Raw genomic sequence first — 25,706 nt, 5'->3', positions numbered from 1 at the left:
AAAACACACACCAATAATAATCGCATCAAATGCGGTGAAGAATTCGCGTTGCTGAGGAGTGGGCTTCCATGAACGAAGACTTTTGGAAGGATAAGTACCCTGCTGGGATTGCTGCCGAAATCAATCCAGACGAGTATCCGAATATTCAGGCAGTGTTGAAACGATCCTGCCAACGCTTCGCTGACAAGCCGGCTTTCAGCAACCTGGGCAAGACAATCACCTACGGTGAGCTGTATGAATTGTCCGGCGCCTTTGCCGCTTACCTGCAACAGCATACCGACTTGCAGCCGGGCGATCGAATCGCCGTGCAACTGCCCAACGTATTGCAGTACCCGGTTGCTGTGTTCGGCGCCATCCGCGCCGGGTTGATCGTGGTCAACACCAACCCGCTGTACACCGCGCGGGAAATGGAACACCAATTCAAGGATTCCGGGGCCAAGGCCCTGGTTTGCCTGGCCAACATGGCGCACCTGGCTGAAATCGTCGTGCCCAAAACCGGCGTCAAGCACGTGATCGTGACCGAAGTGGCCGACTTGCTGCCACCGCTCAAGCGCCTGCTGGTCAACAGTGTCATCAAGTATGTGAAGAAGATGGTCCCGGCGTATCACTTGCCCAAGGCCGTCAAGTTCAACCATGTACTGAGCAAGGGCCACGGCCAGCCAGTGGCTGAAGCCAATCCGGCCAGCAGCGATGTTGCCGTGCTGCAATACACCGGCGGCACCACCGGCGTGGCCAAGGGCGCGATGCTCACCCACCGCAACCTGGTGGCGAACATGTTGCAGTGCAAGGCGCTGATGGGCTCCAACCTCAACGAAGGCTGCGAGATCCTGATCACGCCGTTGCCGCTGTACCACATCTATGCCTTCACCTTTCATTGCATGGCGATGATGCTGATCGGCAACCACAACATCCTGATCAGCAACCCGCGCGACTTGCCGGCGATGGTCAAGGAACTGTCGAAGTGGAAATTCAGCGGTTTCGTCGGCCTCAACACGTTGTTTGTCGCCCTGTGCAATAACGAAGGCTTCCGCAAGCTGGACTTCTCGGCACTGAAAATCACCCTGTCCGGCGGCATGGCCCTGCAACTGGCTGCGGCCGAGCGCTGGAAAGCGGTCACCGGTTGCGGCATTTGCGAAGGTTACGGCATGACCGAAACCAGCCCGGTGGCCACGGTCAACCCGATCCAGCACATCCAGATCGGCACCATCGGTATTCCGGTGCCGTCGACCGTGTGCAAAGTCATCAATGATGCCGGCGTTGAACAGGCGATGGGCGAGATCGGCGAGCTGTGCGTGAAAGGTCCGCAGGTCATGAAAGGCTACTGGCAGCGTCAGGACGCCACCGACGAAATCCTCGACAGCGAAGGCTGGTTGAAGACCGGTGACATCGCGCTGATCCAGCCTGACGGCTACATGCGCATCGTCGATCGCAAGAAAGACATGATCCTGGTCTCCGGTTTCAACGTTTACCCGAACGAGCTCGAAGACGTGCTGGCGACCCTGCCGGGCGTGCTGCAATGCGCGGCCATCGGTGTGCCGGACGAGAAGTCGGGCGAGGCGATCAAGATTTTCGTCGTCGCCAAGCCGGGCGTGACATTGACCAAGGAACAGGTGATGGAGCACATGCGTGCGAACGTGACCGGCTACAAGGTTCCGCGCTCCGTGGAGTTCCGCGATGCATTGCCGACGACCAACGTCGGCAAGATCCTGCGCCGCGAGTTGCGCGACGAAGAGCTGAAGAAGCTGGGCGTGAAGAAAGTCGGCGCCTGATCAAACAAAAGCCCCGCAGATGCGGGGCTTTTTATTACCTGACCGATCGTTCCCACGCTCTGCGTGGTAACGCATCCCGGGACGCTCTGCGTCCCAGCAGCGGACGCGGAGCGTCCGGGGCGGCATTCCCACGCAAAGCGTGGGAACGATCTAATCAGAGCCGGAAAGGCGCGAAATTGACGTTGGTGCCCGCCGGACGCATGTCCTGCAGGAACGAGTCCTTGTCGGCGCTCAGTTCCAGGCTCAAAGCGGCTTTGCGCTTGCCTTCATTGCGCACCACCAGGCCTTCAAGCTTTTCACGCAGGAACACCGTCGGCACTTTCAGGTGCAGCAGTTCGTCGGTGTCCGGTGTGTGCATCAGCAGGTGAACCCATTCGTACTGACCAATGGCCAGGCGCGCGACCGGGATATCGAACCACCAGATGTTGCGATTGCGGTTCAATTCGGTGAAATGGCAATTGTTGACGCCAAGCACAGCACCGCCAAGTTCCTGGTTTCTGCGGGCAATGGCCTGTTTTTTATCGAGTTTCATAACATTCCTACGGGATTGGATCTTCAGCGCCATGGCCTGAATACGTTGCGCATTCTCGGGGGTTGGTCGACAAACATAAAGCCTAACCTGCGCTGAACGATGAAATGTACGACCGAAAATAAATGAAACTCCGCGCAAAAGCCTCCGGTCAATCCTTATGTAACGACTTTTCTCGTTGAATTGTTCACAGGAGAAACACCATGAGCAGCACTGGCGATAAAGTAAAAGGCATGGCCAACGAAGCAGCTGGTAACGTCAAGCAAGGTGTCGGCAAAGTAACCGACAACACCAAGCTGCAAGTCGAAGGCAAGATTCAGGAAAAGAAAGGCGAGGCCCAGCAAGCGGTCGGTAAAGCCAAGGACGCCATCAAAAAGGGCGTCGACAAGGCTTGATCCAGCCTTTGATGAGCAACACGAACGGCCATCCAAGGATGGCCGTTTTTGTGTCACCCTGAACTTGCACAACGAAATTGTTTCAAAGACGCCAAGTAGGCTAATTTGACGTAGAAAACGGCCCCGAGTCGCCACGACTTCAACCCTTATTGCGGCGAAAGGAGACGCTAATGTTTTTCCCTCACATGAAAGGCCTGCGCCTGCACCGTGTCATGGTGCGCACGGTCACCGAGTTCATCGACGACGAGATGTCGACTTATGCCTCGGCGCTCGCCTATCAGATGCTGTTCTCGCTGTTTCCCTTCATCCTCTTTCTGATCGCCCTGATCGGTTTCCTGCACCTGCCTGACTTCTTTTCCTGGCTGCGCCTGCAGTCGGAACTGGTCCTGCCGCCCCAGGCGCTGGAACAGGTGAACCCGGTCATCGACCAGTTGCAGCAGTCCAAGGGTGGTTTGCTGTCGATTGGTATCGTGATCGCGCTGTGGACGGCGTCGGCCGGTGTGCGGTTGATGATGAGCGCGATGAACGCCGCCTACGACGTGGTTGAAGGCCGGCCCGCGTGGAAGCGTATCCCGCTGTCGATTATCTACACGGTCGGCATCGCCGGCATGCTGTTGATCGCCGCCGCGTTGATGGTACTCGGGCCGCAAGTGATGGGCTGGATCGCTTCGCAAGTCGGTCTCGAAGACTTCATCGTGACGCTGTGGACCATCGTGCGCTGGCCGGTGGTCGTGGTGCTGCTGATGGTGGCGGTGGCGCTGATCTATTACGTCATGCCCGACGTCAAACAGGAGTTTCGCTTTATCACTCCAGGCTCGGTGCTGGCGGTGGTGGTGTGGATCTGCGCCTCCGTGGGTTTTGGTTTGTACGTCAAGGAGTTCGCAAACTACAACGCCATGTATGGCAGTATCGGCGCGATCATTGTGCTGTTGCTGTACTTCTACATTTCCGCGGCGGTGCTGTTGCTGGGTGCGGAGATGAATGCAGTGATCGAACATATGTCGACCGAGGGCAAGAATGATGGCGAAAAAGTCCCCGGCGAACTCGATCACGAACCCAAACAACACGTTTCCGGACTGGCTCGGGATCACTCGCTCCAGCCTAAACCTGATGAAGTCATAAAATGATCCGTGAAATCCTGAAAATGGGCGATGAACGCCTGCTGCGCATTGCTCCGCCGGTCCCCGCCGAAATGTTCGACAGCCCCGAGCTGTGGCAACTGATCGACGACATGTTCCAGACTATGGAAAGCGTCGGCGGCGTCGGCCTGGCCGCGCCGCAGATCGGCGTCGACCTGCAACTGGTGATCTTCGGATTCGAGCACAGCGAACGCTATCCGGACGCTGAGGCGGTGCCGCAGACCATCCTGATCAATCCATTGATCACACCGTTGAGCCCGGTAATGGAAGAGGGCTTCGAAGGGTGCCTGTCAGTGCCTGGCCTGCGCGGTGCGGTGGATCGTTATCAGCAGATTCGCTACGAAGGTTTCGACCCCAAGGGCCAGCCGATTGTGCGGATCGCCGAGGGCTTCCATGCGCGGGTGGTGCAACATGAATGCGATCACCTGATCGGTCGGTTGTACCCGTCGCGGATTACCGATTTCAGCAAATTTGGCTTTACGGAAGTCATGTTCCCGGACCTCGATCCGAACGCAGACGACTGATCACCCCAAAACCAATGTGGGAGCGGGCTTGCTCGCGAAAGCGGTGTATCAGTCAATATCAGCGTTGAATGACACACCGCTTTCGCGAGCAAGCCCGCTCCCACATTTGATCTTCATATGGCTTTAGTGCGTTATTTGGCCAGTTGCGTACCCATGGCAATCATCGGTTTACTGCGCGCATAACGGCTCAAACGTTCGGCCATCGAATAGGGCAACGCGGGGTCGAAGGTGAACCCGTGACGCTCATAAAAGCCGCGCAGGTCCGGGTGACAAAAGAGCCACACCGGGCCTTCGACATCCTTGACCGCCTCGGCGATCAACGTGCCAGCGATCCCTTGTTGGCGACACGCCGGATCGACGAACAGCCCCGTCAGCCAATGCCCTTCAGCCACCGGCCGCAAACACAGCGCGCCAATGATCCCGTCGCGCCTTGCAACCCACAATTGAGCGTCGCGCACGGCTTTCATCGACGATTGGTGGGCGCGATAAAATTTGTTCATCAAGGGCCACAAAGGCTCCTCGAGCAAGGTGTACTGGGTGTCGGGCATGGTCGTGGACTGTCGGTGCGCAAAGCGGGCGATTATAAAAGAACACGAGCGCAGCGATAGGTGTATACCTGATCTCACATCCCGTATGAGTGGAGTAGGTATCATGGCCAAAGGCATGGATTCAAAGAAAGCAGCAAAGAAAAAACCGGCGAAAACCGCCGATGAAAAGCGCGCGGACAAGAAGGCCAAGAAAGTGGATGTGTTCGGCCATTGATCCCGTGTTGATTGGTTGATCGTTCCCACGCAGAGCGAGGGAACGATCTTCAAAATAATCTGCAAGATTTCCCGGCGCCATTGCACAGAAGGGGATTGGTCCCCGATCTGAGCAACGCCATGTCCCATTACTTCGATACAGCCCATCGAGAAGAAATCGAAACCCTGCGCCGACGCCTGACCGCTCGCACCGAATGGCCGACCTGGCTGTTGCTGATCGGCGTGTATGGCGGCTGGTTCAGCCTTGTCCTGGTGAGTGATTGGTTGGGGGTGTGGTGGAGCACGTTGCTGCTCATTCCGCTGGTGGTGCTTTGGTTGTCGGTGCAGCACGAATTGCTTCACGGGCATCCGACCCGTTGGCCATTGCTCAATAAAATCCTCGGCTACGCGCCGTTCGCCGTCTGGTATCCCTACACCCTTTACCGTGCCAGCCATTTGCTGCATCACCGCGACGAAGACTTGACCATTCCCGGTCGCGATCCGGAAAGTCGTTACCTGACGGCAGAACGGTGGCAGGGCAGTTCGCTTTTTGAACAAAGCCTGCACTGGCTGAACAAAACCGTACTCGGGCGCTTCCTGCTGGGCGCGCCACTGGCCTTGCTGGCGCTGGCGCGGGAAGAACTGCGGCGACTGAAAAAGGCTGAGCGCCAAGCCTGGTTCATGTGGCTGACCCACGGTGCATTGACGTTGCTGATGCTGATCTTCATCGCGAACTACAGCGTGCTGCCGGTGTGGCATTACCTGTTGCTGATCAGTGTGCCGGCGCTGTCGATTGCCATGATTCGCTCCTACTATGAACACCGTCCGCATGTGCAGCCCGAGCAACGCACGGTCATCAATGAAGCCGCCTGGCCGTGGCGCTGGCTGTTCCTGAACCTCAATCTGCACCTGGTGCACCACGACTTGCCAGGGTTGCCTTGGTACGACTTGCCCCGGGCCTACCGCGCACGTCGCGAGCAGTGGCAGGCGCGCAGCGGCGGATTTGTGCTGCTGGGTTATGGGCAGTTGTGGCGACAGCATGGAGTGAGGGCCATCGATAGCCCGAGGCATCCATTTCACTGATTTTTCATGATCCACATCTGACCCCTGTGGGAGTGAGCTTGCTCGCGATGGGGGCGTACCTTTCACATTGATGTTGCCTGAAACACCGCTATCGCGAGCAGGCTCGCTCCCACCGGGGAATAGGGTTGTATGGGAAGATTTCGATGACACAACACATCGCTGAACTACTGATGTACGTCGCCCCCGAGCCAATCCGCCAGGCCAACGAGCGGTGGCTGGCGCAGATCATCGCGCAGCTGGGCACCACCCGACTCAGCGCCGAAGGCCTGTCGCTGATGGACCTCTGGCTGTCCCCGCAATTGCTGCTGACCCAGACCTGCGGCTACCCGCTGATGACCGCGTTGCGCGGCAAGGTCCGGGTCATTGGTCGACCGCGTTACGAGCTCCCAGACAGCACCGGCGGCAATCATTGCAGCCTGCTCCTGAGCCGCGCCGATGACCCACGGCGGACCTTGTCCGACTGGCGCGACAGTCGCGGCGTGATCAACGGCGAAGACTCCAACAGCGGCATGAACCTGTTGCGGCACCGCCTGGCGCCGCTGCATCGCGACGGGCAATTCTTTTCCAGTGTCGCCATCAGCGGTAGCCACCGCGAGAGCCTGCGTTGGCTGCGCGAAGATCGTGCGGACCTGGCGGCCATCGACAGTGTGACCTTCGCCTATCTGGCGCGACATGCCGAGCAAGAAGTCGCCGGATTACGCATCGTTGCCCGAAGCGCGTTCAGCCCGACCTTGCCGTACATCACGGCTTTGGGCGTCACGGATGGCCAGGCAGAGCAGATGCGCCAGGCGATGAATCAGACCCTGAAAAGGTTGCCCGACGTCGTTGAGATCCTGGGACTGCATGAAGTGTTGCCGGCCACTGAAAGCGACTATCAGGTGGTGCTCGATTATCAACAGGAGGCTGAAGTATTGGGCTATGGGCTTTTTCGCTAGCTCGAATGATCGCAGCCTCGTTTCACTCGACAGCTCCTACACGGATCATCGTTTACCTGTAGGAGCTGTCGAGTGAAACGAGGCTGCGATCTTTTATCGATTAATTCCCAAATAGAATATAAAAATTCATTTTAAGTATTATTAAAGAATAAGGCTCCTTGCTAGGATCGCGCCACCGGATCACCGGACATTCAGCGACCCCAAACCTTGGAGCCTCTATGTCCGGCACCGACGTATCCCATCGCAACCACATCGACAGCTTGTTCCGCACCCATTATTCCTGGCTGTGCGCACACTTGCGTCGGCATCTGGGCGCCAGCCCCAGCGTCGAAGACGTCGCCGCTGAAACCTTCGTGCAACTGCTGCAATCCCCAGGGCTGACACCGATTCGCGAGCCTCGTGCCTTGCTCACCACCATCGCCCGCCGGTTGATCTATCAGCTCTGGCGTCGCCGCAAACAGGAGCACCAGCACCTCGACCAGTTGCAACACGACGATCACCCATCCGTGAAATCGCCTGAGGAACTGGCGCAACTCAGCCAGGCATTGCAGGGCCTCGACCAGACGCTTGGACGCTTGCCGGGCAAAGTCAGGGAGACCTTCCTGTTGTCACGCGTCGACGGGCTGACGTACCCGCAAATCGCCGCCGAGCTGGGCATCTCCCAACGCTCGGTCAGCGTCTACATGACCCGCTCCCAGGCACTGTGCGACCGGCACAGCGCCAACCAACCCTTGAATGCCCTGACCCGGAGGTCCGCATGAGATCGATCAAAACCCTGCTCGGCAGTTCGCTGTTGGCGCTGAGCCTCGTCGCAACCCACGTGCCGGCTGCTGAAAAAGCCGCGCCGATTCACTTTGGCGATATCACGTGGGAAAGCGGTAGCCTGATCACCGAAATCCTGCGTCTGATCGTCGAGAAAGGCTATGGCTACCCGACCGACACGTTACCGGGCAGCACCGTCAGCCTCGAAGCAGCGCTGGCCAAGAATGACATCCAGGTGATCGGCGAAGAATGGGCGGGTCGCAGTCCGGCGTGGGTCAAGGCGTCCGCCGAGGGCAAAGTGTTTGGTTTGGGTGACACGGTCAAAGGCGCCACAGAGGGTTGGTGGGTGCCGGAATACGTGATCAAGGGCGACCCGGAGCGCGGCATCAAACCCCTGGCCCCGGAACTGAAATCCGTCGCCGACCTGGCCCGCTACAAGGACGTGTTCCGCGATCCCGAAGACCCTAGCCGCGGACGCTTCCTCAACAGCCCGACCGGTTGGACCTCGGAGATCGTCAACAGCCAGAAACTCAAGGCCTACGACCTGACCGCCAGTTACGTCAACTTCCGTACAGGCTCTGGCGCTGCGCTGGATGCCGAGGTCGCGTCATCGATCCGCCGTGGCAAACCGGTGTTGTTCTACTACTGGTCGCCGACGCCGCTGCTGGGGCGCTTCAAACTGGTGAAGCTCGAAGAACCGGCCTTTAACGCCGAGGCGTGGAAAACCCTGGCCGATGCCAATAACCCCAATCCCAAGGGCACCCGTTCCATGCCGGCGAGCCTGGCCATTGGCGTGTCCGCACCGTTCAAGGCGCAATACCCGGACCTGGTGGCGTTCTTCGAAAAAGTCGACTTTCCGATCGATTTGCTTAACCAGACGCTGGGGCAAATGAGCGAAAAACGCCAGCAACCGCGTCAAGTCGCAGAAGCGTTTTTGCGGGATCAGCCGCAGATCTGGAAGGGCTGGGTGCCGGGGGAAGTGGCGAGCAAGGTGAGTGCGAGCCTGTAGTTTTTCCTGATGTTTTGCGACGCATGAGCGACTGCATTCGCGAGCAGGCTCGCTCCCACATTGGATCTGCTGAGAGCACAAAATGTGTGTAAGCCTCAGACCCAGTGTGGGAGCGGCGATGTCGCGGTCTACACCAACTCCGCAGCCAACGCGGCTTTCACTGCTGGCCGTTGCTCAATGCTGGCCTGAAACCGCACCAACGCCGGCCACTGATTCAAATCAATGGCAAACAGTGGCGCCCAGCGCAGCACCGTAAACAGATACGCATCGGCGATGCCGAACCCACCCGCCAGCAAATAATCTTGCCGCCCCAGCGTTTCGTTCAACACCGCCAATCGCTTGAACAGCTTCTCTTTGATCAGCGCTTTTACCGTCTCCGGAAACTGCGAATTGAACAGCCAGCCCAGTCCGCCATGAATCTCTGTCGAGACAAAGTTCAAGCACTCTTGCAACCGTACCCGCTGGAACGTCCCGCTCGCCGGTGCCAGGTTTGCGTCCGGTCGCAGGTCCGCCAGGTATTGCAAGATCGCCGGGCCTTCGGTCAACACTTCGCCGTTATCCAGCTGCAAGGCCGCGACGTAACCCTTTGGGTTGATCGCGAGGAAGTCATCGCCCTCAACCGTTTTTTTGGTGCGGTTATCAACGCGGATCAATTCGAATGGCAGATCCAGTTCACGCAGCACGATATGCGGCGCCAGCGAGCAGGCTTGGGGGGTGTAATACAACTTCATCGGGAGGGCTCTGGTTGGGGATTTACGCCAGTGTCATAGTGCGCGGTGCCCTCGGTAAAATTACTCTTTCAGAACACAGCCATAAGGAAAGCTACTGCCATGATGAATCTGATGCATTGGCGAATGGTGGTGGCGGTGGCTGATACCGGCAACATCACCCGGGCCGCCGAGCGCGTTGGCATGACCCAGTCAGGGGCGAGTCAGGCGTTGGCCTTGATTGAAGAAACATTGGGCGTTCAACTGTTCAGTCGGGAGAATCGCCAAACGTTGCCGACGGCCATCGGCTTGCCTGTGATCGAACACGCACGAACGATGCTTGGAGCCCTGGAAAATATTCGCAGCAGCGTCGATGCCGCCAAAGGCATTCAACGCGGCACGATTCGCCTGGCCAGTTTCCCCATGGTGCTGGCTACGTTCCTGCCGCCATTGTTGCGCCAGTTCAATCGGCTCTATCCCGGCATTGAAGTGGTGGCACTTGAGGTCAGCGACGATGAAATTGAAGCACTGCTCGACGCCGGGCTGGTGGATGTCGGCGTGGTGTTGAACCCGCCCCCCGAGCGCAAGGCCAGTCATTTGGGACGTGATGCCTGGATGGCCGTCGTCCCGCTCGGTCATCCCTTGGCGCGCCGTTCGAACGAGGTCGGCATTACCCTTGCGGAGTTGGTGCAGGAACCTTTCGTGTTGGCCACGGGCGGTTGTTCAACCAACGCTCGCAGCCTGGCCGCAGATGCCGGTTTGCAGTTACGTGACGTTCGGGTCGAGGTCCGGGAGTGGAGCAGCGCGTTCACGCTGGTGCGGGAAAACATCGGCGTGACGCTGGTGCCCGAATTGACGCTGCCCACTCATCGCCAAGGCCTGCGTGTGATGCCAGTCCACCCGCGTATCGAGCGCGAGTTTGCCTTGGTGGTCACGCCGACCCGGGAACCTTCAGCCGCCGTGCAAGCATTGCTCAACATGCTCGCTGAACCGATTTTGTCCTCAATGCTGGCTGACTAGTGGCCTTGCGCCTTCTCTGCTCCTGTCTAAGCTGACTTGTAACTGACTATGTCGCTGGCGATAGCCAATGACACCGCAAACGTGCGCAACCCACGGCACCATACTGAACAACAAGGAAGCTGTGCGCTAAAGGGAATTACTGATGAAACCGTTAGGGCTGGCCCGGTTCCGGGCTATCAAGAGAAGGATGTCTTGATCAGAGTGCTGCTGCATGGACTCTCCGATTGAACATCATTGATCACCTGACATTTCCTCCCGTGGAGGAACGCGTGTGCCTGTACCAAGAAGCGATTTGGTAGAGCCGTTGAAAGACCGAAGAACTTTCATCAATCAAAAGAACGCGCTTAAGGTGATACGACCATGTTTAACCTACATCACAAGGCTGACCTTCAGGAAATCCAACGATTCAGTTGCGCGCTGAGCGAAGCCAACGCCAAGTTGGCGGCGGTCAGCCGCTCGATGGCCATGATTGAGTTCACCCCGGAGGGCATCGTGCTCGATGCCAACGACAACTTTTGCCGCGCAATGGGTTACAGCGCCGAAGAAGTTCGCGGCAAACACCACCGGATCTTTTGCGAAGAAGCGTTCTACCGCAGTGAGGAATACGCGAAGTTGTGGCGAGACCTGGCTCGTGGCGAACCTGTTGGCGGTACGTTTTTGCGGTTGAACAAGCAAGGCAAGGAAGTTTGGCTCGAGGCCAGTTATATGCCGGTGTTCGGTGCCGATCGCCAGGTTAAAAGCGTGATCAAAGTCGCAACGGATATTTCCGACAGGGTTTACAAGGAACACGAAGAAGAAAGCATGCTCTCTGCGATTGGCCGTTCCATGGCGGTGATCGAGTTCACCCCCGAAGGCAAAGTCATCACCGCCAACGACAACTTTCTGAAGACGATGCATTACTCGCTCAACGAAGTGATCGGCCAGCATCACAGCCTGTTTTGCCACCGCGCCGAATCCGAGTCGCAGGCGTACAAGGCGTTCTGGGCTTCACTCAATCGCGGCGAATATCACTCGCACCGTTTCGAGCGCAAAGACAAGCACGGGCATACGGTGTTCCTTGAGGCCTCTTACAACCCGTTGTTCGATGCCAAGGGCCGTTTGTACAAAGTGGTGAAGTTTGCCAGCGACATCACCGAGCAAGTGACGACGTTGCAGACCGCAGCGGAGTCGGCCCACAGCACCTCGGTGCAAAACGATGCCTGCGCGCAGAAGGGGTCTCAAGTGGTGCAGCAAACCGTGCAGATCATCCAGGACATTTCCCGGGACTTGAACGAAGCGGCGCAGAGCATCGATGCGGTCAGCAAGCAGTCCGACATCATCGGCACCATCGTCCAGACCATTCGCGGCATCGCCGACCAGACAAACCTGCTGGCGCTGAATGCGGCCATCGAAGCCGCGCGGGCCGGCGACCACGGACGCGGGTTTGCCGTGGTGGCCGACGAAGTTCGCAGCCTTGCGGCACGCACGAGTCAGGCGACGGTGGAGATTGTCGACGTGGTGCGCAAGAACCACGATTTATCGATGAGCGCCGTGACGAGCATGCAATCGAGCTTGAGCCGAACCGGTCTGGGAGTGGAACTGGCGAACGAGGCGGGCGAGGTGATTCTGGAAATTCAGCAGGGCTCGCGGCATGTGGTGGATGCGATCAGTCAATTTAATTCGACGTTGCAGATCATCTGAGTCGCGGCAATGCCTTTGTAGGAGCCGAACGGCTGGCTCCTACAAAAAGTCCCTGTGTCTTCAAAGTGAAGCAAGGAATTTGTCGACTACCTGAGGCGTGTCTTTTGCAGTGCTGCTGTCGCCAGCTTTCTCGGTCGACGCCAGCTTCATCTTGTCTTCCATGCGCTGGGCGATCTCTTTGCTAATGGCCAGTTGTTTTTCTGGCGGCATGGCTTTGAGGTCTTCTTCGGTGATGCCCATCTCTTTCAGGATACTGTCGTGCATACGCTGTTCCGGCGTCTTGCTCATGTAGTCCTTGAAGTCGGTCATGGCCGTGCTGTCAGTGGCCTTGGCTTGAGCGTTGGCTGGCAGCTTGGCAGAGTCGGCGGCTTGCAGCGCCACTCGGGTTTTGGCGAACGCTTCATTGACGTTGTCGCTGATTTTGCTGGCCTCGCTGACTTGCTGGGTGGCCTGTCCAGTGGCGGACGACTGAACCTGCGCCTGCCCATTGGTTTGAAAGGCTTGAAACATCGAGTTCTGAACGCCGCTCTGCAGCCCGGCCGCCACTTCGGCCGCCGGGTCTTTGCCGAGCTTCTTGGCCAGGGGAATAATCTGCGCTTGTTTTGCACTGACAAACATGACGGATAAACCTGCAGGTAATGACTGATCTATGGAATCGAGCAATTAGCGTGCCGTTGTCCCGGGCCCGCGTTTGCCGGGCCTGAAGGGACAGGTTGCACGCGGCGGGCGGTCAACGTTTGCCGCTGGGCGGCAGCCATCGACCGCCGACGTCTCAGCGGTGCGCGATATTTTCCAGCGCCAGGTTGCGGGTGCGCGGGCCAAACCAGCCGATGGTCAACATCACGATCAGCATGCTGGCGACAATGAACGCCAGCACGCCCGGCGTGCCGAAGTGCTCGAGGAAAATCCCGATCAGCAAACTGCTGAACACCGTCGACAATCGGCTGAACGAATAACAGAACCCCACGGCGCGGGCGCGGATGTTGGTGGGGAACAATTCACTTTGATAAGAGTGATAGCTGAAGCTCAGCCAGGCGTTGCAGAAAGTAATCATCACTCCGCAGAAGATCAGGCCGAAGGCGCTGGTCTGCATCGCGAACAGCGTACCGAAGGTCATCGCACCGAGTGCCGAACCGACGATCTGCCACTTGTTTTCAAAACGGTTGGCAAACTTCACAAACAGCAGCGGCCCGAGCGGGTAGGCGAGGGTGATGATGAACGCGTACATCAAGCTGTGCGTGACACTCACGCCCTGACCGGAAAGCAGCGCTGGCAGCCAGTTGCCGAAGCCGAAGAAGCCGATGGCCTGGAACACGTGGAAGACAATCAGCATCAGCGCCCGACGACGATAGGGGGGCTGCCAGATATCGGCGAAGCGGCCAGTGCCTTGAATGTCCACGGCGGCCAGTTCCGGCTCGTCCAATGGCTTGCCCTGATCTTTCACGCAGCGCGCTTCGATGTCATCGACAATCGCGCTGGCCTCGTCGAACCGGCCATGCTGGGCCAGCCAGCGCGGTGATTCCGGCAACCGTGAACGCAGCCACCAGATGAACAGCGCAAATACCGCACTCGCCAACACCACCCAACGCCAGCCGGACACACCGAACGGCGCCTGTGGCACCAGCCACCACGACATCAGCGCCACCGCCGGCACCGACAGAAACTGCACGAAAAAGGCGAAGGCAAACGCCGAACTGCGCATGCGTTTAGGCACCAGTTCCGAGAGGTAAGCATCGATGGTCACCAGCTCGATACCTAGTCCGATGCCCACCAGAAACCGCATGCAGATAATGCCCAGTGCCGAACTCTGAACGCCCATCGCCACTGTCGCGACGGTGTACCAGATCAGTGCGAAGGTGAAGATCGCGCGGCGTCCGAAACGGTCGGCCAGCGGGCTCAGCAAACTCGCGCCAAGGAACAGCCCGAGAAACGTCGCGGAGGCGAACGCTGCCTGGTCAGAGAAACCGAACACGCCCTGACTGCCGGTGGCGAAGATGCCGTCGCGGATCAGGCCCGGGCTGATATAGGCCGTCTGGAACAGGTCATAGAGTTCGAAAAAACCACCGATCGAGAGCAGCGCCACCAGGCGCCAGAGGGTCGCCACGGCGGGAAGTCGGTCGATGCGTGCAGAAATCTGCGCGGCGCGAACGGGATCGATGCCGTCTGTTTGAGCGACGGTTGGGGTAGGCGCAGTCATGGGCTTGTCCATTTCTTATTGATGGAGAAGCTTAGCCTGCTATCGGAATCAATGGTTGTGAATCTCGGCGGCTTTGCACCGAGATTCGCCCGGTTATTGCAGCAGATGTTCGGTTTTTAGTGATTTGTAGCGCAGGGCGCTCAAGGCAGGCCGTTGCAGCCGTATTTCAGGAAACCGGGACGTTGTGCCAATCGCTGAAAATACTCATCGATGGCCGGGTAGTCGGGGCGCTCCATCGGCGTCATCAGCCAGCGGTTGACGGACAAGCCGATGACGATATCGGCCAGGGTGAAGTGTGGTCCGGCGACATAGGCTTTGGTGGTTGCGAGCTGATGCTCGAGGATGCCCATCTTCTGGTTCCAGCCGCGTACGCCGGCGGCGATGTGATGCGGATCCTGGAACTCCGGGTCCTTGCGCACCAGTGCCGTAAAGGCATAGCTCCAGGAGCTGTTGAGTTCAGTGGCTTGCCAATCCATCCACTGCTCGACCCGAGCGCGTGCCGCCGGTTCGTGCGGCAGCAAGTCGGTGTTGTGGTGTTTGCCTGCCAGATAACGGCAGATGGTGTTCGACTCCCACAGCACGCCCGCCTCATCGATGATCACCGGGACCTGGGCATTGGGATTGAGCCGGAGAAACTCCGCCGTGTGGGTCGACGCGTAACCGCCGCCCCAGTCTTCTCGTTCGTAGGGAACGCCCAGTTCCTCACACGTCCACAGAACTTTTCTGACGTTGATGGAGGAGGCTTTACCCAGAATTTTCAGTGCATGTTCCATTGGGCTACTCCGTTAGCGATTCGACGCTTCAGGAATCTAACAGACATTTCGAGCAGGATCGTATTGCGCCGATGCGGGCTGAGCACAGATGCAGGGGAGCACTATCAAGGTTAGTTGAAATCCCACTGCTTGAACGACGCGCCGTTCAAGCACGCGGCGATTCACTGTGGGGTGCCAGCTCGCTCCCATCGGTCAGGTGCTCTCGCGCACCTTCAACTCAAACCCCATGTCCTGCACCGGTTTTGCCACTGAATTGCCGGCCAGCAGCGTCAACATCAACTCCGCCGAACGGCGGCCAATGGCCTCGCGCGGGGTGCTGATGCTGCTCAGGCGCGGGACCATGTGCGCCGAGGCAGGCAGGTCGTTGAAGCCGAGGATCGCTACGCGTTCGGGGATTTTGATCCCGCAGCGCATGGCTTCCAGCAGCGCGCCCTGCGCCAGGTCGTCGTTGCCGAAGAAGATCGCATCGACATCCGGATGAGCGGCAATAAGCTGTAGGAACAACTCGCCACCCAAACCGACGGAGGAGGCGCGCGGTGTCAGTATTTCCAGATCCGGGTCATACAAGCCGGCCTTTTGCAGCGCCTTGCGGAAACCTTCGCCACGCAACAACGTGCGTTGGTCCAGCTGCGCGCCGATGTAGGCCAGGCGTTTGCGCCCACGGGACAGCAAATGCTCGGCTGCCGTTTCGCCGGCGGCGAGTTGCGAAAAGCCCACACAGTTCACGCCCGCCGCACTGTCCAGTTCCATCATGTACACGCACGGGATGTTGCTCGCCTCGATCATCCGCCGAGAACTTTCAGTGCGGTCGAAACCGGTCAGCAGCAAACCGCGCGGCTGATACGCCATGTAATTGCGCAGCAGGTTTTCTTCTTCATCGCGCGAGTAATGGAAGTTGCCGATCAGGACTTCGAAGCCCTTGGGGCGCAAAACCTGATGAATGGCTTCCAGCGTATCAATGAACAGCAAGTTGGACAGCGACGGCACCAGAACCACCACCGAATGGCTCTGGGCCGAGGCTAACGCCCGGGCAGCAGGGTTGACCACGTAGTTGAGTTCAAGCGCCGCTTTCTGCACTTTTTCCACCAGTTCGGTGGCCACTGTGCTGACACCGCGCAAGGCGCGGGAGGCGGTGATCGGGCTGACACCAGCCAGGCGTGCGACTTCGTTCAAGGTCGGGCGGCCAGTGGTGCGCGTATTTTTATCGTTTTTAGGGGAGTTCATCGAGCGGCTTGCCAAACAAAATTCGAGGCACTAAGGTAGCGCTGTCTCGATGCAGCTGCAAATGCGTGAGCGGGGTTTGCCTGATCCCCGCTTTTTGGCATTGGGAACGAACATGCTGCAACCCACAAAAATGACAAGAAGGCGTCGGCAACTTCTGCTTTTGTTCCAGTGTCACAACTGTCAAAGGTAGCGCTGTCTGCGCGCTGAGGTGTTACATGAATCATCCCATCACCGCCCTGGTCATCATGGGCGTTGCCGGTTGCGGCAAGACTTGCGTCAGCGAGGCCTTGTGCCAACTCAGCGGCGCGACCGCCATTGAAGGCGACACTTTCCACCCTGCCGCCAATATCGAAAAGATGAGCGCGGGTATCCCCCTGGACGACGAAGACCGTGCCGGCTGGCTCGACAGCCTGTGCGATGAGCTGCGCCGCGTGGATGCCAAGGGCGAGCGCCCGGTGCTGACCTGCTCGGCCCTCAAACACAGTTATCGCGAACGTCTGCGCAGCGCCTTGCCTGGCCTGGGCTTCGTTTTTCTTGAGCTGACTCCTGAAGTTGCCGCCGATCGTGTGTCTCACCGGCCTGGCCACTTCATGCCATCGACCCTGATCGACAGCCAGTTCGCCACGCTTGAATCGCCCGTTGGCGAGCCCCTGACCCTGGCTCTGGACGCGTCGAACCATAGCGTCGAGCAATTGGCGAAGCAGGCGCATGTCTGGTGGCTGGAACACGGCCTGAAACTCGCCGTATGAGTCGGGCCAGAAAAGACAGCGCTGTCCTTATGGCGTGCGAATTACCCGCTTTAATAACAACAACAACCAGGAGACACCCCTAATGTTTGGCATGTCCCACGAGACGTTCCTGCTGCTCGATGCAGTGGTCACGGTGATCGGGCTTATTGTCCTGATCACCAAGTTCAAGCTCCACCCGTTCATTGCCCTGATCATTGCCGCCGCGTTCCTCGGGCTGACTTCCGGCATGCCGATCGGCACCATCATCAAGGCGTTCCAGGACGGCTTCGGTGGGGTGCTTGGTTTCGTCGGGATCATCCTCGCGCTGGGCACGATGCTCGGCAAGATGATGGCCGAGTCGGGCGGGGCGGATCAGATTGCCCAGACCCTGATCCGGGCGTTCGGCAAGGACAAGGTGCAGTGGGCCATGATGTTCGCCGCGTTCCTGGTCGGCATTCCGCTGTTCTTCGAAATCGGTTTCGTGCTGCTGATTCCGTTGGTGTTCATCGTCGCCCGGCGTACCGGCGTGTCGATCATCAAGATCGGTATCCCGCTGCTGGCCGGTCTGTCCGCCGTTCACGGCCTGGTGCCACCGCACCCGGGTCCGTTGCTGGCCATCGGTGTGTTCGGTGCCGACATCGGTAAAACCATTCTCTATGGTCTGATCGTTGCGCTGCCGACGGCCATTATCGCCGGCCCGATCTACGGCACGTTCATTTCCAAATACATCCCCGGCCATCCTAACCAGGAACTGGTGGATCAACTGGCTCGCGAGCCGGAAGCGGCCGAGCTGCCAAGCTTCGGCATCACCCTGGTCACCGTGCTGCTGCCGGTGTTCCTGATGTTGCTCAAGACCTTTGCTGACGTGGTGCTGCCGGAAGGCAACTTCGCGCGCTCCTTCATGGACCTGGTCGGTCACCCGATCTCGGCGTTGCTGTTGGCGCTGCTGCTGTCGCTGTATACCTTTGGCCACAAGCAGGGCATGGGTTCGAGCAAGATTCTGAAGTTGCTCGACGCCAGTCTCGCGCCGACCGCCGCGATCATTCTGATCATCGGTGCCGGTGGTGGCTTCAAGCAGATGCTGGTGACCAGCGGCGTGGGTGACGTGATCGGCCACATGGCCGTGAATGCTCAGATTTCTCCGATCCTTCTGGCGTGGCTGGTGGCGGCGGTGATTCGCGTGGCGACCGGTTCTGCAACCGTGGCGACCATTACCGGCGCAGGCATCGTGGTGCCGGTGGTGGGGATGATTCCAGGTGTGAACCGTGAGCTGCTGGTGCTGGCCACCGGTGCCGGTTCGTTGATCCTGTCTCACGTCAACGACGCGGGTTTCTGGCTGGTGAAGCAATACTTCAACATGACCGTGGCTGAAACGTTCAAGACCTGGACCGCGATGGAAACCATCCTGTCCATTGTGGCGCTGGGCTTTATCCTGCTGCTGTCGATGTTCGTCTAAGCACACCGTCGCACTGATCGTTCCCACGCTCTGCGTGGGAATGCATCCCGTGACGCTCCGCGTCACAGTGGACGCGGAGCGTCCATGGCGGCATTCCCACGCAGAGCGTGGGAACGATCAGGTACAAAAAAACCGCATCGCTGCGGTTTTTTTGTGTCTGCTTAATCGATCAGGCGTTGGCTTTGCCGACCAACCCATCCGCCCGGAACATCGCGCGAATCCCGCGCACGGCCTGACGAATCCGGTCCTGGTTTTCGATCAGCGCGAAGCGCACATGATCATCCCCGTATTCCCCGAATCCCACACCCGGCGAGACGCAGACCTTGGCCTCGGCGAGCATTTTCTTGGCGAATTCCAGCGAGCCCAAGTGCGCATACGCCTCGGGAATCTTTGCCCAGACGTACATAGAAGCTTTCGGATTCTCGACCATCCAGCCCAGTTCATGCAGGCCCTTGACCAGCACGTTGCGTCGCTGCCGGTACTGCTCGGCGATGTCTTTGACGCACTGCTGATCGCCTTCCAGCGCCGCAATGGCCGCGACCTGCAATGGAGTGAACGTGCCGTAGTCGTGATAACTCTTGATCCGCGCCAGGGCGTTGACCAGTTCGGCGTTGCCGACCATGAAACCGATGCGCCAGCCCGCCATGTTGTAGCTCTTGGACAGGGTAAAAAACTCCACCGCGATGTCCTTGGCGCCCGGCACCTGCATGATCGACGGGGCTTTCCAGCCGTCGTAGACGATGTCGGCGTAAGCCAGGTCGTGCACCACCAAAACGTCGTACTGTTTGGCGAGCGCGATCACGCGTTCGAAGAAATCCAGCTCCACGCATTGGGCCGTGGGGTTGGACGGGAAGCCGAGGATCATCATTTTCGGTTTCGGGATCGAACCACGAATGGCGCTTTCCAGTTCGGCGAAGAAGTCCACGCCAGGAATCAGCGGCACCGAACGCACTTGGGCGCCGGCAATCACGGCACCGTAGATGTGAATCGGATAGCTCGGGTTCGGCACCAGGACCGTGTCGCCCTGATCGAGGGTGGCCAGCATCAAATGCGCCAGGCCTTCCTTGGAACCGATGGTCACGATGGCTTCGCTTTCCGGGTCGATATCGACCGCGTAGCGATCCTTGTACCAGTTGGAAATCGCCCGGCGCAGACGCGGAATGCCTTTGGACGTCGAGTAACCGTGGGTGTCTTCGCGCTGGGCGACGGTCACCAGTTTTTCGACGATGTGCGGCGGGGTAGGGCCATCAGGGTTGCCCATGCTGAAATCGATGATGTCTTCGCCACGACGACGGGCGGCCATCTTCAGCTCGGCAGTGATGTTGAATACGTAAGGGGGGAGTCGATCTATGCGCGCAAAGCGGCGCGGCGAACCTGGGTTGGCCATTGTTGCCTCGGATAACGTGAGCGCCCGGAACCGTCCGAGCGACGCTGGCCACTGCGGTGGCCTGTTGCGGAAGATAAGGGCTGGTATGGCACACTGTCCAGCGACTCTGTAAACAAATTTTTCCGAAGGAAATCGGTTGATGGAATTTACCAGCGGCTTCTTGCTGAGCCTTTCGCTGTGCCTGGATATCGGCGTGGCCAACATCGCGATGATCACCCTGGCCATGCAGCGCGGCTATTTTCAAGGCTTTGCGCTGGGGTTGGGGACCTGTGTCGGCGACCTGATCTACGCGGTGCTGGCACTGGCGGGCATGACGGTTTTGCTGCAGTACGAAACCGTGCGCTGGGTACTGTGGATCGGCGGTTCGGCGTTGCTGGTGTATTTCGCGGCGAAGATGATCTACTCGGCGATTCACCATGAGGCGGTGCTGGCGCAGTCTGCGGAAGTGGGGCAGAACTCCCATCGCAAGGAGTTTTTTCGCGGCATCTTCCTCGCCATGTCATCCCCCAGCGCAATCCTGTGGTTCGCCGCGGTGGGCGGCACCTTGATCGCGCGCTCCGGCGGCAGTGGCGCCCTGAGTTCGGCGTTGTTTCTCGGCGGATTTCTCTGCGCTGGCGTGCTCTGGTGCGTCGCGTTGTGTTTCGCTGCGAGTCACGGCGGCAAGTTGCTGGGCGACAAACTGCTGCGCTACTCCTACATGGCATCGGCGGCTATCTTCTGCTATTTCGCGGTCTACGTGATTCTATCGGGCTACAACGAGTTTATTGGCTCGGGCGCCGTCGAGCAGTTGCAGGCCCTGTAAGTGGGCGAATCGGTTCGGGCTTCTATACTCCCAGCCGAACCCACTTTTTTCGTCTCAGGAGTTGAGTCATGGATGAGCAAACATTTGTCGAACCGGCCGAGCCACGCATCGAACATGGGCACTTTTTGCTCATTGCCGGTTTTGGCGGGCGATTTACCCAGGAAACCTCCAGGAAAATCCCCGACCTCTGGGAAAAATTCATCCCCGAGATTGGCAAGATTCCCGGTCAAAAAGGCGAAGTAACGTACGGCATCTGCTGCAATCCGGATGGCAAAGGTGGTTTCGAATACATTGCCGGCGTGGAAATCAGCAAGCTCGATGACCTGCCCGAGAAGTACCGTTGGATCGAGGTTCAGCCCCAGCAATATGCGGTGTTCGAGCACAAGGGTTCACTGGACACTTTGCCCAAGACTTTTCAATACATCTGGAAAACCTGGCTGCCAAAGTCCATTTATCAGGCGGTGGACGCGCCGGAATTCGAACGCTACAGCGAAGACTTCAACCCGAAACTCAACACCGGAAAGCTGGAAATCTGGCTGCCGATCAAAGAGCAATGAGCGCATCGAGAGGCGGACCGAACGTGCGCCTCTCGATGTTACTTGCCTCGCTTCATCCGTCGCGCCCGCATCAGGTCGATCGACAACGTGATGAAGCCAAACGTGCTGATGCCCAACAGCATAAGAAGACCTATCTGAACGCTGCTCATGGTGAGTTCCCCCTATTGATGTCCAGAGACAGGACACATCAATAATCCACACCAACGAGCAATGACAGCGCCTATACGCAGGCTTTACGGCGCCTGCGGTGATCGATATGAACACCTTATTAATCTATGATCCCAAGCCTTCTCATTCGCTGATTCCGAGCTGCCATGAACACCGTCATCCGCCACGTCATTCCTGCTGACCTGGACCGTTGCTACGCTATCGAAACCGTTGCCTACGAAGGTGACGAAGCCGCCACCCGGGAAAAAATCGCCACCCGCATCGCCACCTGGCCCGAGGGGTTCATCGTCGCTGAAGTCGACGGCGTGGTCGCCGGCTTCATCAATTCAGGTGCGGCGTTTCAGGTGCAAATGTCCGATGAAGCCTTCAAGGAACTGATCGGCCACGACCCGGCCGGCCCGCAAGTGGTGATCATGTCGGTGGTGGTGCACCCGGATTATCAGGGGCAGGGTTTGGCCAAACGATTGATGGCTGAATTCATCGAGCGGATGCGAGGTCTGAAAAAGACCCATATCCATTTGATGTGCAAGGAACGACACATTCCGCTCTATGCCGGATTCGGATTCGCCTACATCAAGCCTTCGGAATCCGACCACGGCGGCATGGCGTGGCATGAGATGGTGTTGGCGCTGTAAACCTCTATCAAACAGCGCAGACCCCTGTGGGAGTGAGCCTGCTCGCGATAGCGGTGGCTCAGCCACCGATGATGTCGTCTGACGCACCGCTATCGCGAGCAGGCTCGCTCCCACAAGGTGTAGGTGTTGTGTTCGTGAAGGCTGTCGCTCAGCCTTGCAGCAAGCGCCTCAAAAAACCAGACTCATGCGCCGTTCATAGCCGATCCGGCCCTTGTACGCTTCGCCGCTGTCGACCCAGCCGAATTTCGCATAGAGCGCGATGGCCGCTTCGTTGTCTGCGTCCACCGATAATTCCAACGCTTTTATTTCTGGAAACGCCTGGCGTGCCACGTCGGGCAAGGCTTGCAGGCAGGCCTTTCCATAGCCTTTGCCCTGAGCTCGCTGATCGACTTGCAAGGCGTGCAGGGTGGCGCTGTGTTCGTCGGCCCACGCGGGCAGCACCGGCGGACGTTTGAGCAGCAGGAAGGCGACTGGCTTCTCCTCGGCCAGCAGGGCAAATCCTTTGACCCCGGGGCCGGGTTTGGACAGCAGCGAGTGCAGGGCGCCGTGGATGTCCCCCGAGAACCTGATTTGCTCTTTGTGAACTTCGATGGCCTCGATCTGCTGGCGCTGAAGCGCGTTCAGGCTTTCATAAGGCACGAGTCGGGTTATCACTGGAGTGTCCTTTTTCCATCAAAAAACAGGTTTCGGATTCTAGCGAGTTTGCGTTCGTGGATTATTTTTATTTCAACGGTCGATTTGGCGTCAGGTCAGACGACTAAGGGTGTCTTCATTCTAAAAACCACGGAGAACCACCATGAACGCTACCCACGAAATCGAGACCCTGATCGAACACTATCGCCAGGCCGTCATCGCCAAGGATATCGACAAGCTCATGCCCCTGTATGCCGAGGACATCGTCTCCTACGACGCGGTCAAGGCTCTGGAGTTTCGGGGTAAAGCCGCCTATCGCGCGCACTGGGAGGAGTGCATGGAAATGTGCCAGGGCGCGCATAAGTTTGATTTCAGCCACATGAACATCGTGGCGGATGAGCACATCGCCTTCGCCCATTGGCTGGCCCATTGCGGCGGCACCAATGAACAGGGTGAAACCCAGGCCTGCTGGATGCGCGTCACCGCCTGCTATCGGCGCGATGCCGGGCAATGGCGGATTGTCCACGAACATTGGTCGGCCCCGTTCGACATGACGAGCGGCAGCGCACTGTTCAACCTTGAACCCTGATCGTCGGGTTGTTTATCGGGAAGCCGCGCGAAAACACCTATCAGCGGCCATAGTTGATCAGTTCGATCCGGGAGAGTCCAAATGAAGTATCTGTGCCTGGTCTACAGCAACGAACAGACGTTGCACTCCTTGCCCGACAGCCCCGAGGACGCCGAGTGCCTGGCCTACGCCGAGTCAATCCAGGGCAGTGGCCGGATGCTCGCGGCCGAGGCGCTGGAATCGGTGCAGACCGCGACCACCGTGCGCATGCGCAACGGCAAGCTGTCGATCACCGACGGTCCGTTCGCCGAAACCAAGGAGCAATTGGCCGGCTTTTACCTGATCGATGCCAAGGACCTCAATGAAGCGATCCAGGTCGCCGGCAATATTCCGGCGGCCCGGGTTGGCAGCGTCGAGGTGCGTCCCGTTCGCCAGTTGAATCCCTGAATAACAATCAAAAAAACCAGGAGAGCCCATGAGTCCGCAAACCTTTGACCGCAAACCTGCCCCGTACGAGTTGTCCATCAGCCGGCTGATCGACGCGCCGCGCCGCAAGATCTTTCGCGCCTGGACCGAACCCGCCTTGCTCGCCCAATGGTGGGGGCCCCACGGAATGACCACGCCCGAATGCGAAATGGACCTGTGGGTCGGCGGCCAGTTTCGCACCCTGATGCGCGCCCCGGACGGCACCGAGTACCCGACCATGGGCGTGTTCCTGGAAATCGTCGCGCCTGAGCGTCTGGTGTTCACCGACGCGTTTATTCCAGGCTGGATTCCATCGGGCAAGCCGTTCATGTCGGCCGAAGTGACGCTTGAAGACCACAATGGCCAGACCCTCTATACCGCCCGCGCCATGCACTGGTCCGAAGAAGATCGCCAGGCTCACGACGCCATGGGTTTTCATGACGGCTGGGGGCAAAGCCTTGATCGACTGGAAACGCTGGTGACTGACGGCATGCCGGACTGATGCCTGACAATTCAGTCACGGCTAGGGTCGAGCAGGTTTACCGCGAAGACTCGCGGCGGATTCTGGCGACCCTGATCCGTTTGCTCGGTGATTTCGACCTCGCAGAAGAGGCGATGCACGAGGCTTTTTTCGTCGCGGTCGAGCGCTGGCAGCGTGACGGTGTGCCGGACAATCCGCGCGCGTGGCTGGTGTCGACCGGGCGCTTCAAGGGCATTGATGTGTTGCGTCGGCGCGCGCGGTTTGCCGCCTCGAAACCGCTGTTGATCGCTCAACTGGAGGCGCTGGAACAGGCCGACTGGAGTGATGAAGACGTGGAAGATGATCGCTTGCGGCTGATCTTCACCTGTTGCCACCCGGCATTGGCGGCAGACGCCCAGGTGCCGCTGACCCTACGCGAAGTCTGCGACCTGACCACGGAAGAAATCGCCCGGGCCTTTCTCTCGGCACCGGCGACCATCGCCCAGCGCATCGTGCGGGCGAAAGCGAAAATCCGTGATGCGAAAATCCCTTATCAAGTCCCCACGCTGGCGGAATTGCCCGAGCGCCTGGACAGCGTGCTGCGGGTGATTTACCTGGTGTTCAACGAAGGCTACTCGGCATCGGTCGGCGCTGAAGTGACCCGTGAAGAGCTGACGCGCGAGGCGATTCGGCTCGGGCGATTGTTGCTGCAATTGCTCCCGGAATCGGAGGTGATGGGGCTGCTGGCCTTGATGCTGTTGCACGAGTCGCGGCGCCGGGCACGGACGTCGGCAGACGGTGAGTTGATTGTGCTGGACGAACAGGATCGCTCGTTGTGGGATGCCCAAATGATTGCCGAAGGCTGCGCGTTGGTGGAAGCGGCGCTGAGCACCGGACGGTTCGGGCCTTATTGCCTGCAAGCGGCGATTGCGGCGGTGCACGCCGAGGCGCCCACGGCGGGGGAGACTGACTGGCAGCAGATTGTCGGCCTGTATGACGTGCTGTTGGCGGCGGTGCCTTCACCGGTCATTGAATTGAACCGCGCGGCGGCGATCTCCAGGCGTGACGGTCCGCTGGCAGGGCTGGTGTTGGTCGAGGGAATTCTGGATCGCGGCGAATTGCAGGACTACCACTTGGCGCATTCGGCGCGGGCGGAGTTTTGCCGGCAGTTGGGGCGGGTCGAAGAGGCGCGGGCGGCTTATGAACGGGCGCTGGAATTGACGCAGCAGGTGCCGGAGCGGCGGTTTATCGAGGCGCGGATCAGGGCTTTGAAGTGAGGTGATTTCGCGAGCCTCTTCGCGGGCAAGCCCGCTCCCACAGTGGAGCGGTCACAAAATTTGTGTACACCACCAATCCCTGTG

The 25,706-nt window shown here is 58.9% G+C and carries 28 protein-coding genes and 1 pseudogene; 20 read left to right on the top strand and 9 right to left on the bottom strand.

The window, feature by feature from the left end; all coding sequences use genetic code 11:
- The first annotated feature begins 68 nt into the window (after positions 1-68).
- Positions 69-1,769, top strand: coding sequence for a long-chain-fatty-acid--CoA ligase FadD1 (gene fadD1, locus HNR03_RS09885; RefSeq protein ID WP_259153086.1), 1,701 nt, complete (start codon positions 69-71; stop codon positions 1,767-1,769).
- A gap of 154 nt (positions 1,770-1,923) precedes the next feature.
- Here fadD1 and HNR03_RS09880 read toward each other — a convergent pair whose 3' ends face one another.
- The gene (locus HNR03_RS09880; RefSeq protein ID WP_027923866.1) at positions 1,924-2,301 is read right to left on the bottom strand and encodes a hypothetical protein; all 378 of its coding nucleotides are present in this window, start codon (positions 2,299-2,301) and stop codon (positions 1,924-1,926) included.
- A gap of 200 nt (positions 2,302-2,501) precedes the next feature.
- Between HNR03_RS09880 and HNR03_RS09875 the strand changes: the two genes are divergently transcribed.
- From HNR03_RS09875 to def, 3 genes are all read left to right on the top strand, one after another.
- Positions 2,502-2,693, top strand: a complete 192-nt coding sequence (locus HNR03_RS09875) for a CsbD family protein (protein ID WP_222588132.1) — start codon at positions 2,502-2,504, stop codon at positions 2,691-2,693.
- Between the two features lie 170 nt (positions 2,694-2,863).
- Positions 2,864-3,820 (top strand): YihY/virulence factor BrkB family protein, encoded by a 957-nt coding sequence (locus tag HNR03_RS09870; RefSeq protein ID WP_222588131.1) that lies wholly within the window; start codon positions 2,864-2,866, stop codon positions 3,818-3,820.
- A complete protein-coding gene (gene def / locus HNR03_RS09865; protein WP_259153085.1) occupies positions 3,817-4,356 on the top strand; it encodes a peptide deformylase in 540 nt (179 codons plus the stop codon). Before HNR03_RS09870 ends, def begins: the two co-directional genes overlap by 4 nt.
- Positions 4,357-4,487: 131 nt before the next feature.
- On the opposite strand, the gene HNR03_RS09860 is transcribed toward def, so the two are convergent.
- A complete protein-coding gene (locus HNR03_RS09860; protein ID WP_259153084.1) occupies positions 4,488-4,904 on the bottom strand; it encodes a GNAT family N-acetyltransferase in 417 nt (138 codons plus the stop codon).
- A gap of 333 nt (positions 4,905-5,237) precedes the next feature.
- On the opposite strand from HNR03_RS09860, the gene HNR03_RS09855 reads away from it, so the two are divergent.
- The 4 genes from HNR03_RS09855 to HNR03_RS09840 all read left to right on the top strand — a co-directional run bounded on the left by HNR03_RS09855 (position 5,238) and on the right by HNR03_RS09840 (position 8,885).
- Positions 5,238-6,179, top strand: coding sequence for a fatty acid desaturase (locus HNR03_RS09855; RefSeq protein ID WP_259153083.1), 942 nt, complete (start codon positions 5,238-5,240; stop codon positions 6,177-6,179).
- A 143-nt stretch (positions 6,180-6,322) separates the two neighbouring features.
- Positions 6,323-7,114, top strand: coding sequence for a phosphate/phosphite/phosphonate ABC transporter substrate-binding protein (locus tag HNR03_RS09850; RefSeq protein WP_259153082.1), 792 nt, complete (start codon positions 6,323-6,325; stop codon positions 7,112-7,114).
- A gap of 218 nt (positions 7,115-7,332) precedes the next feature.
- The gene (locus HNR03_RS09845) at positions 7,333-7,875 is read left to right on the top strand and encodes a sigma-70 family RNA polymerase sigma factor (RefSeq protein ID WP_259153081.1); all 543 of its coding nucleotides are present in this window, start codon (positions 7,333-7,335) and stop codon (positions 7,873-7,875) included.
- Positions 7,872-8,885, top strand: a complete 1,014-nt coding sequence (locus HNR03_RS09840) for an ABC transporter substrate-binding protein (RefSeq protein ID WP_259153080.1) — start codon at positions 7,872-7,874, stop codon at positions 8,883-8,885. The genes HNR03_RS09845 and HNR03_RS09840 overlap by 4 nt, the downstream gene beginning before the upstream one ends.
- A gap of 128 nt (positions 8,886-9,013) precedes the next feature.
- Here HNR03_RS09840 and gstA read toward each other — a convergent pair whose 3' ends face one another.
- The gene (gene gstA, locus HNR03_RS09835) at positions 9,014-9,616 is read right to left on the bottom strand and encodes a glutathione transferase GstA (RefSeq protein ID WP_259153079.1); all 603 of its coding nucleotides are present in this window, start codon (positions 9,614-9,616) and stop codon (positions 9,014-9,016) included.
- A gap of 99 nt (positions 9,617-9,715) precedes the next feature.
- Here gstA and HNR03_RS09830 point away from each other — a divergent pair, with 99 nt between their 5' ends.
- From HNR03_RS09830 to HNR03_RS31885, 3 genes and pseudogenes are all read left to right on the top strand, one after another.
- Positions 9,716-10,612: a LysR family transcriptional regulator gene (locus tag HNR03_RS09830; RefSeq protein ID WP_259153078.1), complete on the top strand. Its 897-nt coding sequence runs from the start codon at positions 9,716-9,718 to the stop codon at positions 10,610-10,612.
- A gap of 360 nt (positions 10,613-10,972) precedes the next feature.
- Positions 10,973-11,749, top strand: a pseudogene (locus tag HNR03_RS31890) (PAS domain-containing protein); the annotation flags it as partial.
- On the top strand, positions 11,723-12,292 hold the full coding sequence (locus HNR03_RS31885; protein WP_405046052.1) for a methyl-accepting chemotaxis protein: 570 nt from the start codon (positions 11,723-11,725) through the stop codon (positions 12,290-12,292). The pseudogene HNR03_RS31890 and the gene HNR03_RS31885, both read left to right, overlap by 27 nt.
- Before the next feature lie 60 nt (positions 12,293-12,352).
- Here the strand turns inward: HNR03_RS31885 and HNR03_RS09820 are convergent, their stop codons facing one another.
- From HNR03_RS09820 to HNR03_RS09805, 4 genes are all read right to left on the bottom strand, one after another.
- Positions 12,353-12,910, bottom strand: coding sequence for a hypothetical protein (locus tag HNR03_RS09820; RefSeq protein WP_259153077.1), 558 nt, complete (start codon positions 12,908-12,910; stop codon positions 12,353-12,355).
- A gap of 154 nt (positions 12,911-13,064) precedes the next feature.
- Positions 13,065-14,489 (bottom strand): MFS transporter, encoded by a 1,425-nt coding sequence (locus HNR03_RS09815; RefSeq protein WP_259153076.1) that lies wholly within the window; start codon positions 14,487-14,489, stop codon positions 13,065-13,067.
- Between the two features lie 140 nt (positions 14,490-14,629).
- Positions 14,630-15,262: a glutathione S-transferase family protein gene (locus HNR03_RS09810; RefSeq protein WP_259153075.1), complete on the bottom strand. Its 633-nt coding sequence runs from the start codon at positions 15,260-15,262 to the stop codon at positions 14,630-14,632.
- Positions 15,263-15,454: 192 nt separating this feature from the next.
- Positions 15,455-16,486 (bottom strand): LacI family DNA-binding transcriptional regulator, encoded by a 1,032-nt coding sequence (locus tag HNR03_RS09805; protein ID WP_259153074.1) that lies wholly within the window; start codon positions 16,484-16,486, stop codon positions 15,455-15,457.
- 215 nt (positions 16,487-16,701) lie between these two features.
- Between HNR03_RS09805 and HNR03_RS09800 the strand changes: the two genes are divergently transcribed.
- Together HNR03_RS09800 and HNR03_RS09795 are read left to right on the top strand one after the other, a co-directional pair.
- Positions 16,702-17,235, top strand: coding sequence for a gluconokinase (locus tag HNR03_RS09800; protein WP_090187259.1), 534 nt, complete (start codon positions 16,702-16,704; stop codon positions 17,233-17,235).
- 82 nt (positions 17,236-17,317) lie between these two features.
- The gene (locus tag HNR03_RS09795; RefSeq protein ID WP_259153066.1) at positions 17,318-18,670 is read left to right on the top strand and encodes a GntP family permease; all 1,353 of its coding nucleotides are present in this window, start codon (positions 17,318-17,320) and stop codon (positions 18,668-18,670) included.
- A gap of 169 nt (positions 18,671-18,839) precedes the next feature.
- Here the strand turns inward: HNR03_RS09795 and alaC are convergent, their stop codons facing one another.
- Entirely contained in the window at positions 18,840-20,057 is a 1,218-nt protein-coding gene (alaC, locus tag HNR03_RS09790) for an alanine transaminase (RefSeq protein WP_259153065.1), read from the bottom strand.
- A 139-nt stretch (positions 20,058-20,196) separates the two neighbouring features.
- Here alaC and HNR03_RS09785 point away from each other — a divergent pair, with 139 nt between their 5' ends.
- The 3 genes from HNR03_RS09785 to HNR03_RS09775 all read left to right on the top strand — a co-directional run bounded on the left by HNR03_RS09785 (position 20,197) and on the right by HNR03_RS09775 (position 22,219).
- Positions 20,197-20,859: a LysE family translocator gene (locus HNR03_RS09785; RefSeq protein WP_222588117.1), complete on the top strand. Its 663-nt coding sequence runs from the start codon at positions 20,197-20,199 to the stop codon at positions 20,857-20,859.
- Between the two features lie 68 nt (positions 20,860-20,927).
- Positions 20,928-21,416, top strand: a complete 489-nt coding sequence (locus HNR03_RS09780) for a GyrI-like domain-containing protein (protein WP_259153063.1) — start codon at positions 20,928-20,930, stop codon at positions 21,414-21,416.
- A gap of 314 nt (positions 21,417-21,730) precedes the next feature.
- The gene (locus HNR03_RS09775) at positions 21,731-22,219 is read left to right on the top strand and encodes a GNAT family N-acetyltransferase (RefSeq protein WP_222588115.1); all 489 of its coding nucleotides are present in this window, start codon (positions 21,731-21,733) and stop codon (positions 22,217-22,219) included.
- 168 nt (positions 22,220-22,387) lie between these two features.
- On the opposite strand, the gene HNR03_RS09770 is transcribed toward HNR03_RS09775, so the two are convergent.
- Positions 22,388-22,873: an N-acetyltransferase gene (locus HNR03_RS09770; RefSeq protein ID WP_222588114.1), complete on the bottom strand. Its 486-nt coding sequence runs from the start codon at positions 22,871-22,873 to the stop codon at positions 22,388-22,390.
- Between the two features lie 142 nt (positions 22,874-23,015).
- Here HNR03_RS09770 and HNR03_RS09765 point away from each other — a divergent pair, with 142 nt between their 5' ends.
- The 4 genes from HNR03_RS09765 to HNR03_RS09750 all read left to right on the top strand — a co-directional run bounded on the left by HNR03_RS09765 (position 23,016) and on the right by HNR03_RS09750 (position 25,622).
- Positions 23,016-23,441, top strand: coding sequence for a nuclear transport factor 2 family protein (locus HNR03_RS09765; protein ID WP_222588113.1), 426 nt, complete (start codon positions 23,016-23,018; stop codon positions 23,439-23,441).
- A gap of 81 nt (positions 23,442-23,522) precedes the next feature.
- Positions 23,523-23,867: a YciI family protein gene (locus tag HNR03_RS09760; RefSeq protein WP_222588112.1), complete on the top strand. Its 345-nt coding sequence runs from the start codon at positions 23,523-23,525 to the stop codon at positions 23,865-23,867.
- 28 nt (positions 23,868-23,895) lie between these two features.
- Positions 23,896-24,387 (top strand): SRPBCC family protein, encoded by a 492-nt coding sequence (locus tag HNR03_RS09755; RefSeq protein WP_259153062.1) that lies wholly within the window; start codon positions 23,896-23,898, stop codon positions 24,385-24,387.
- Positions 24,387-25,622 carry an RNA polymerase sigma factor gene (locus HNR03_RS09750; RefSeq protein WP_259153061.1) on the top strand — a complete coding sequence of 412 codons (1,236 nt, stop codon included), beginning with the start codon at positions 24,387-24,389 and terminating at the stop codon, positions 25,620-25,622. The genes HNR03_RS09755 and HNR03_RS09750 overlap by 1 nt, the downstream gene beginning before the upstream one ends.
- Positions 25,623-25,706: the final 84 nt, after the last annotated feature.

The sequence above is a fragment of the Pseudomonas sp. JAI111 genome (genome assembly GCF_024809425.1).
Lineage (GTDB): Bacteria > Pseudomonadota > Gammaproteobacteria > Pseudomonadales > Pseudomonadaceae > Aquipseudomonas.
Note: the sequence above shows the minus strand (reverse complement) of the source record. Positions and strands in the feature narration are given on the sequence as shown.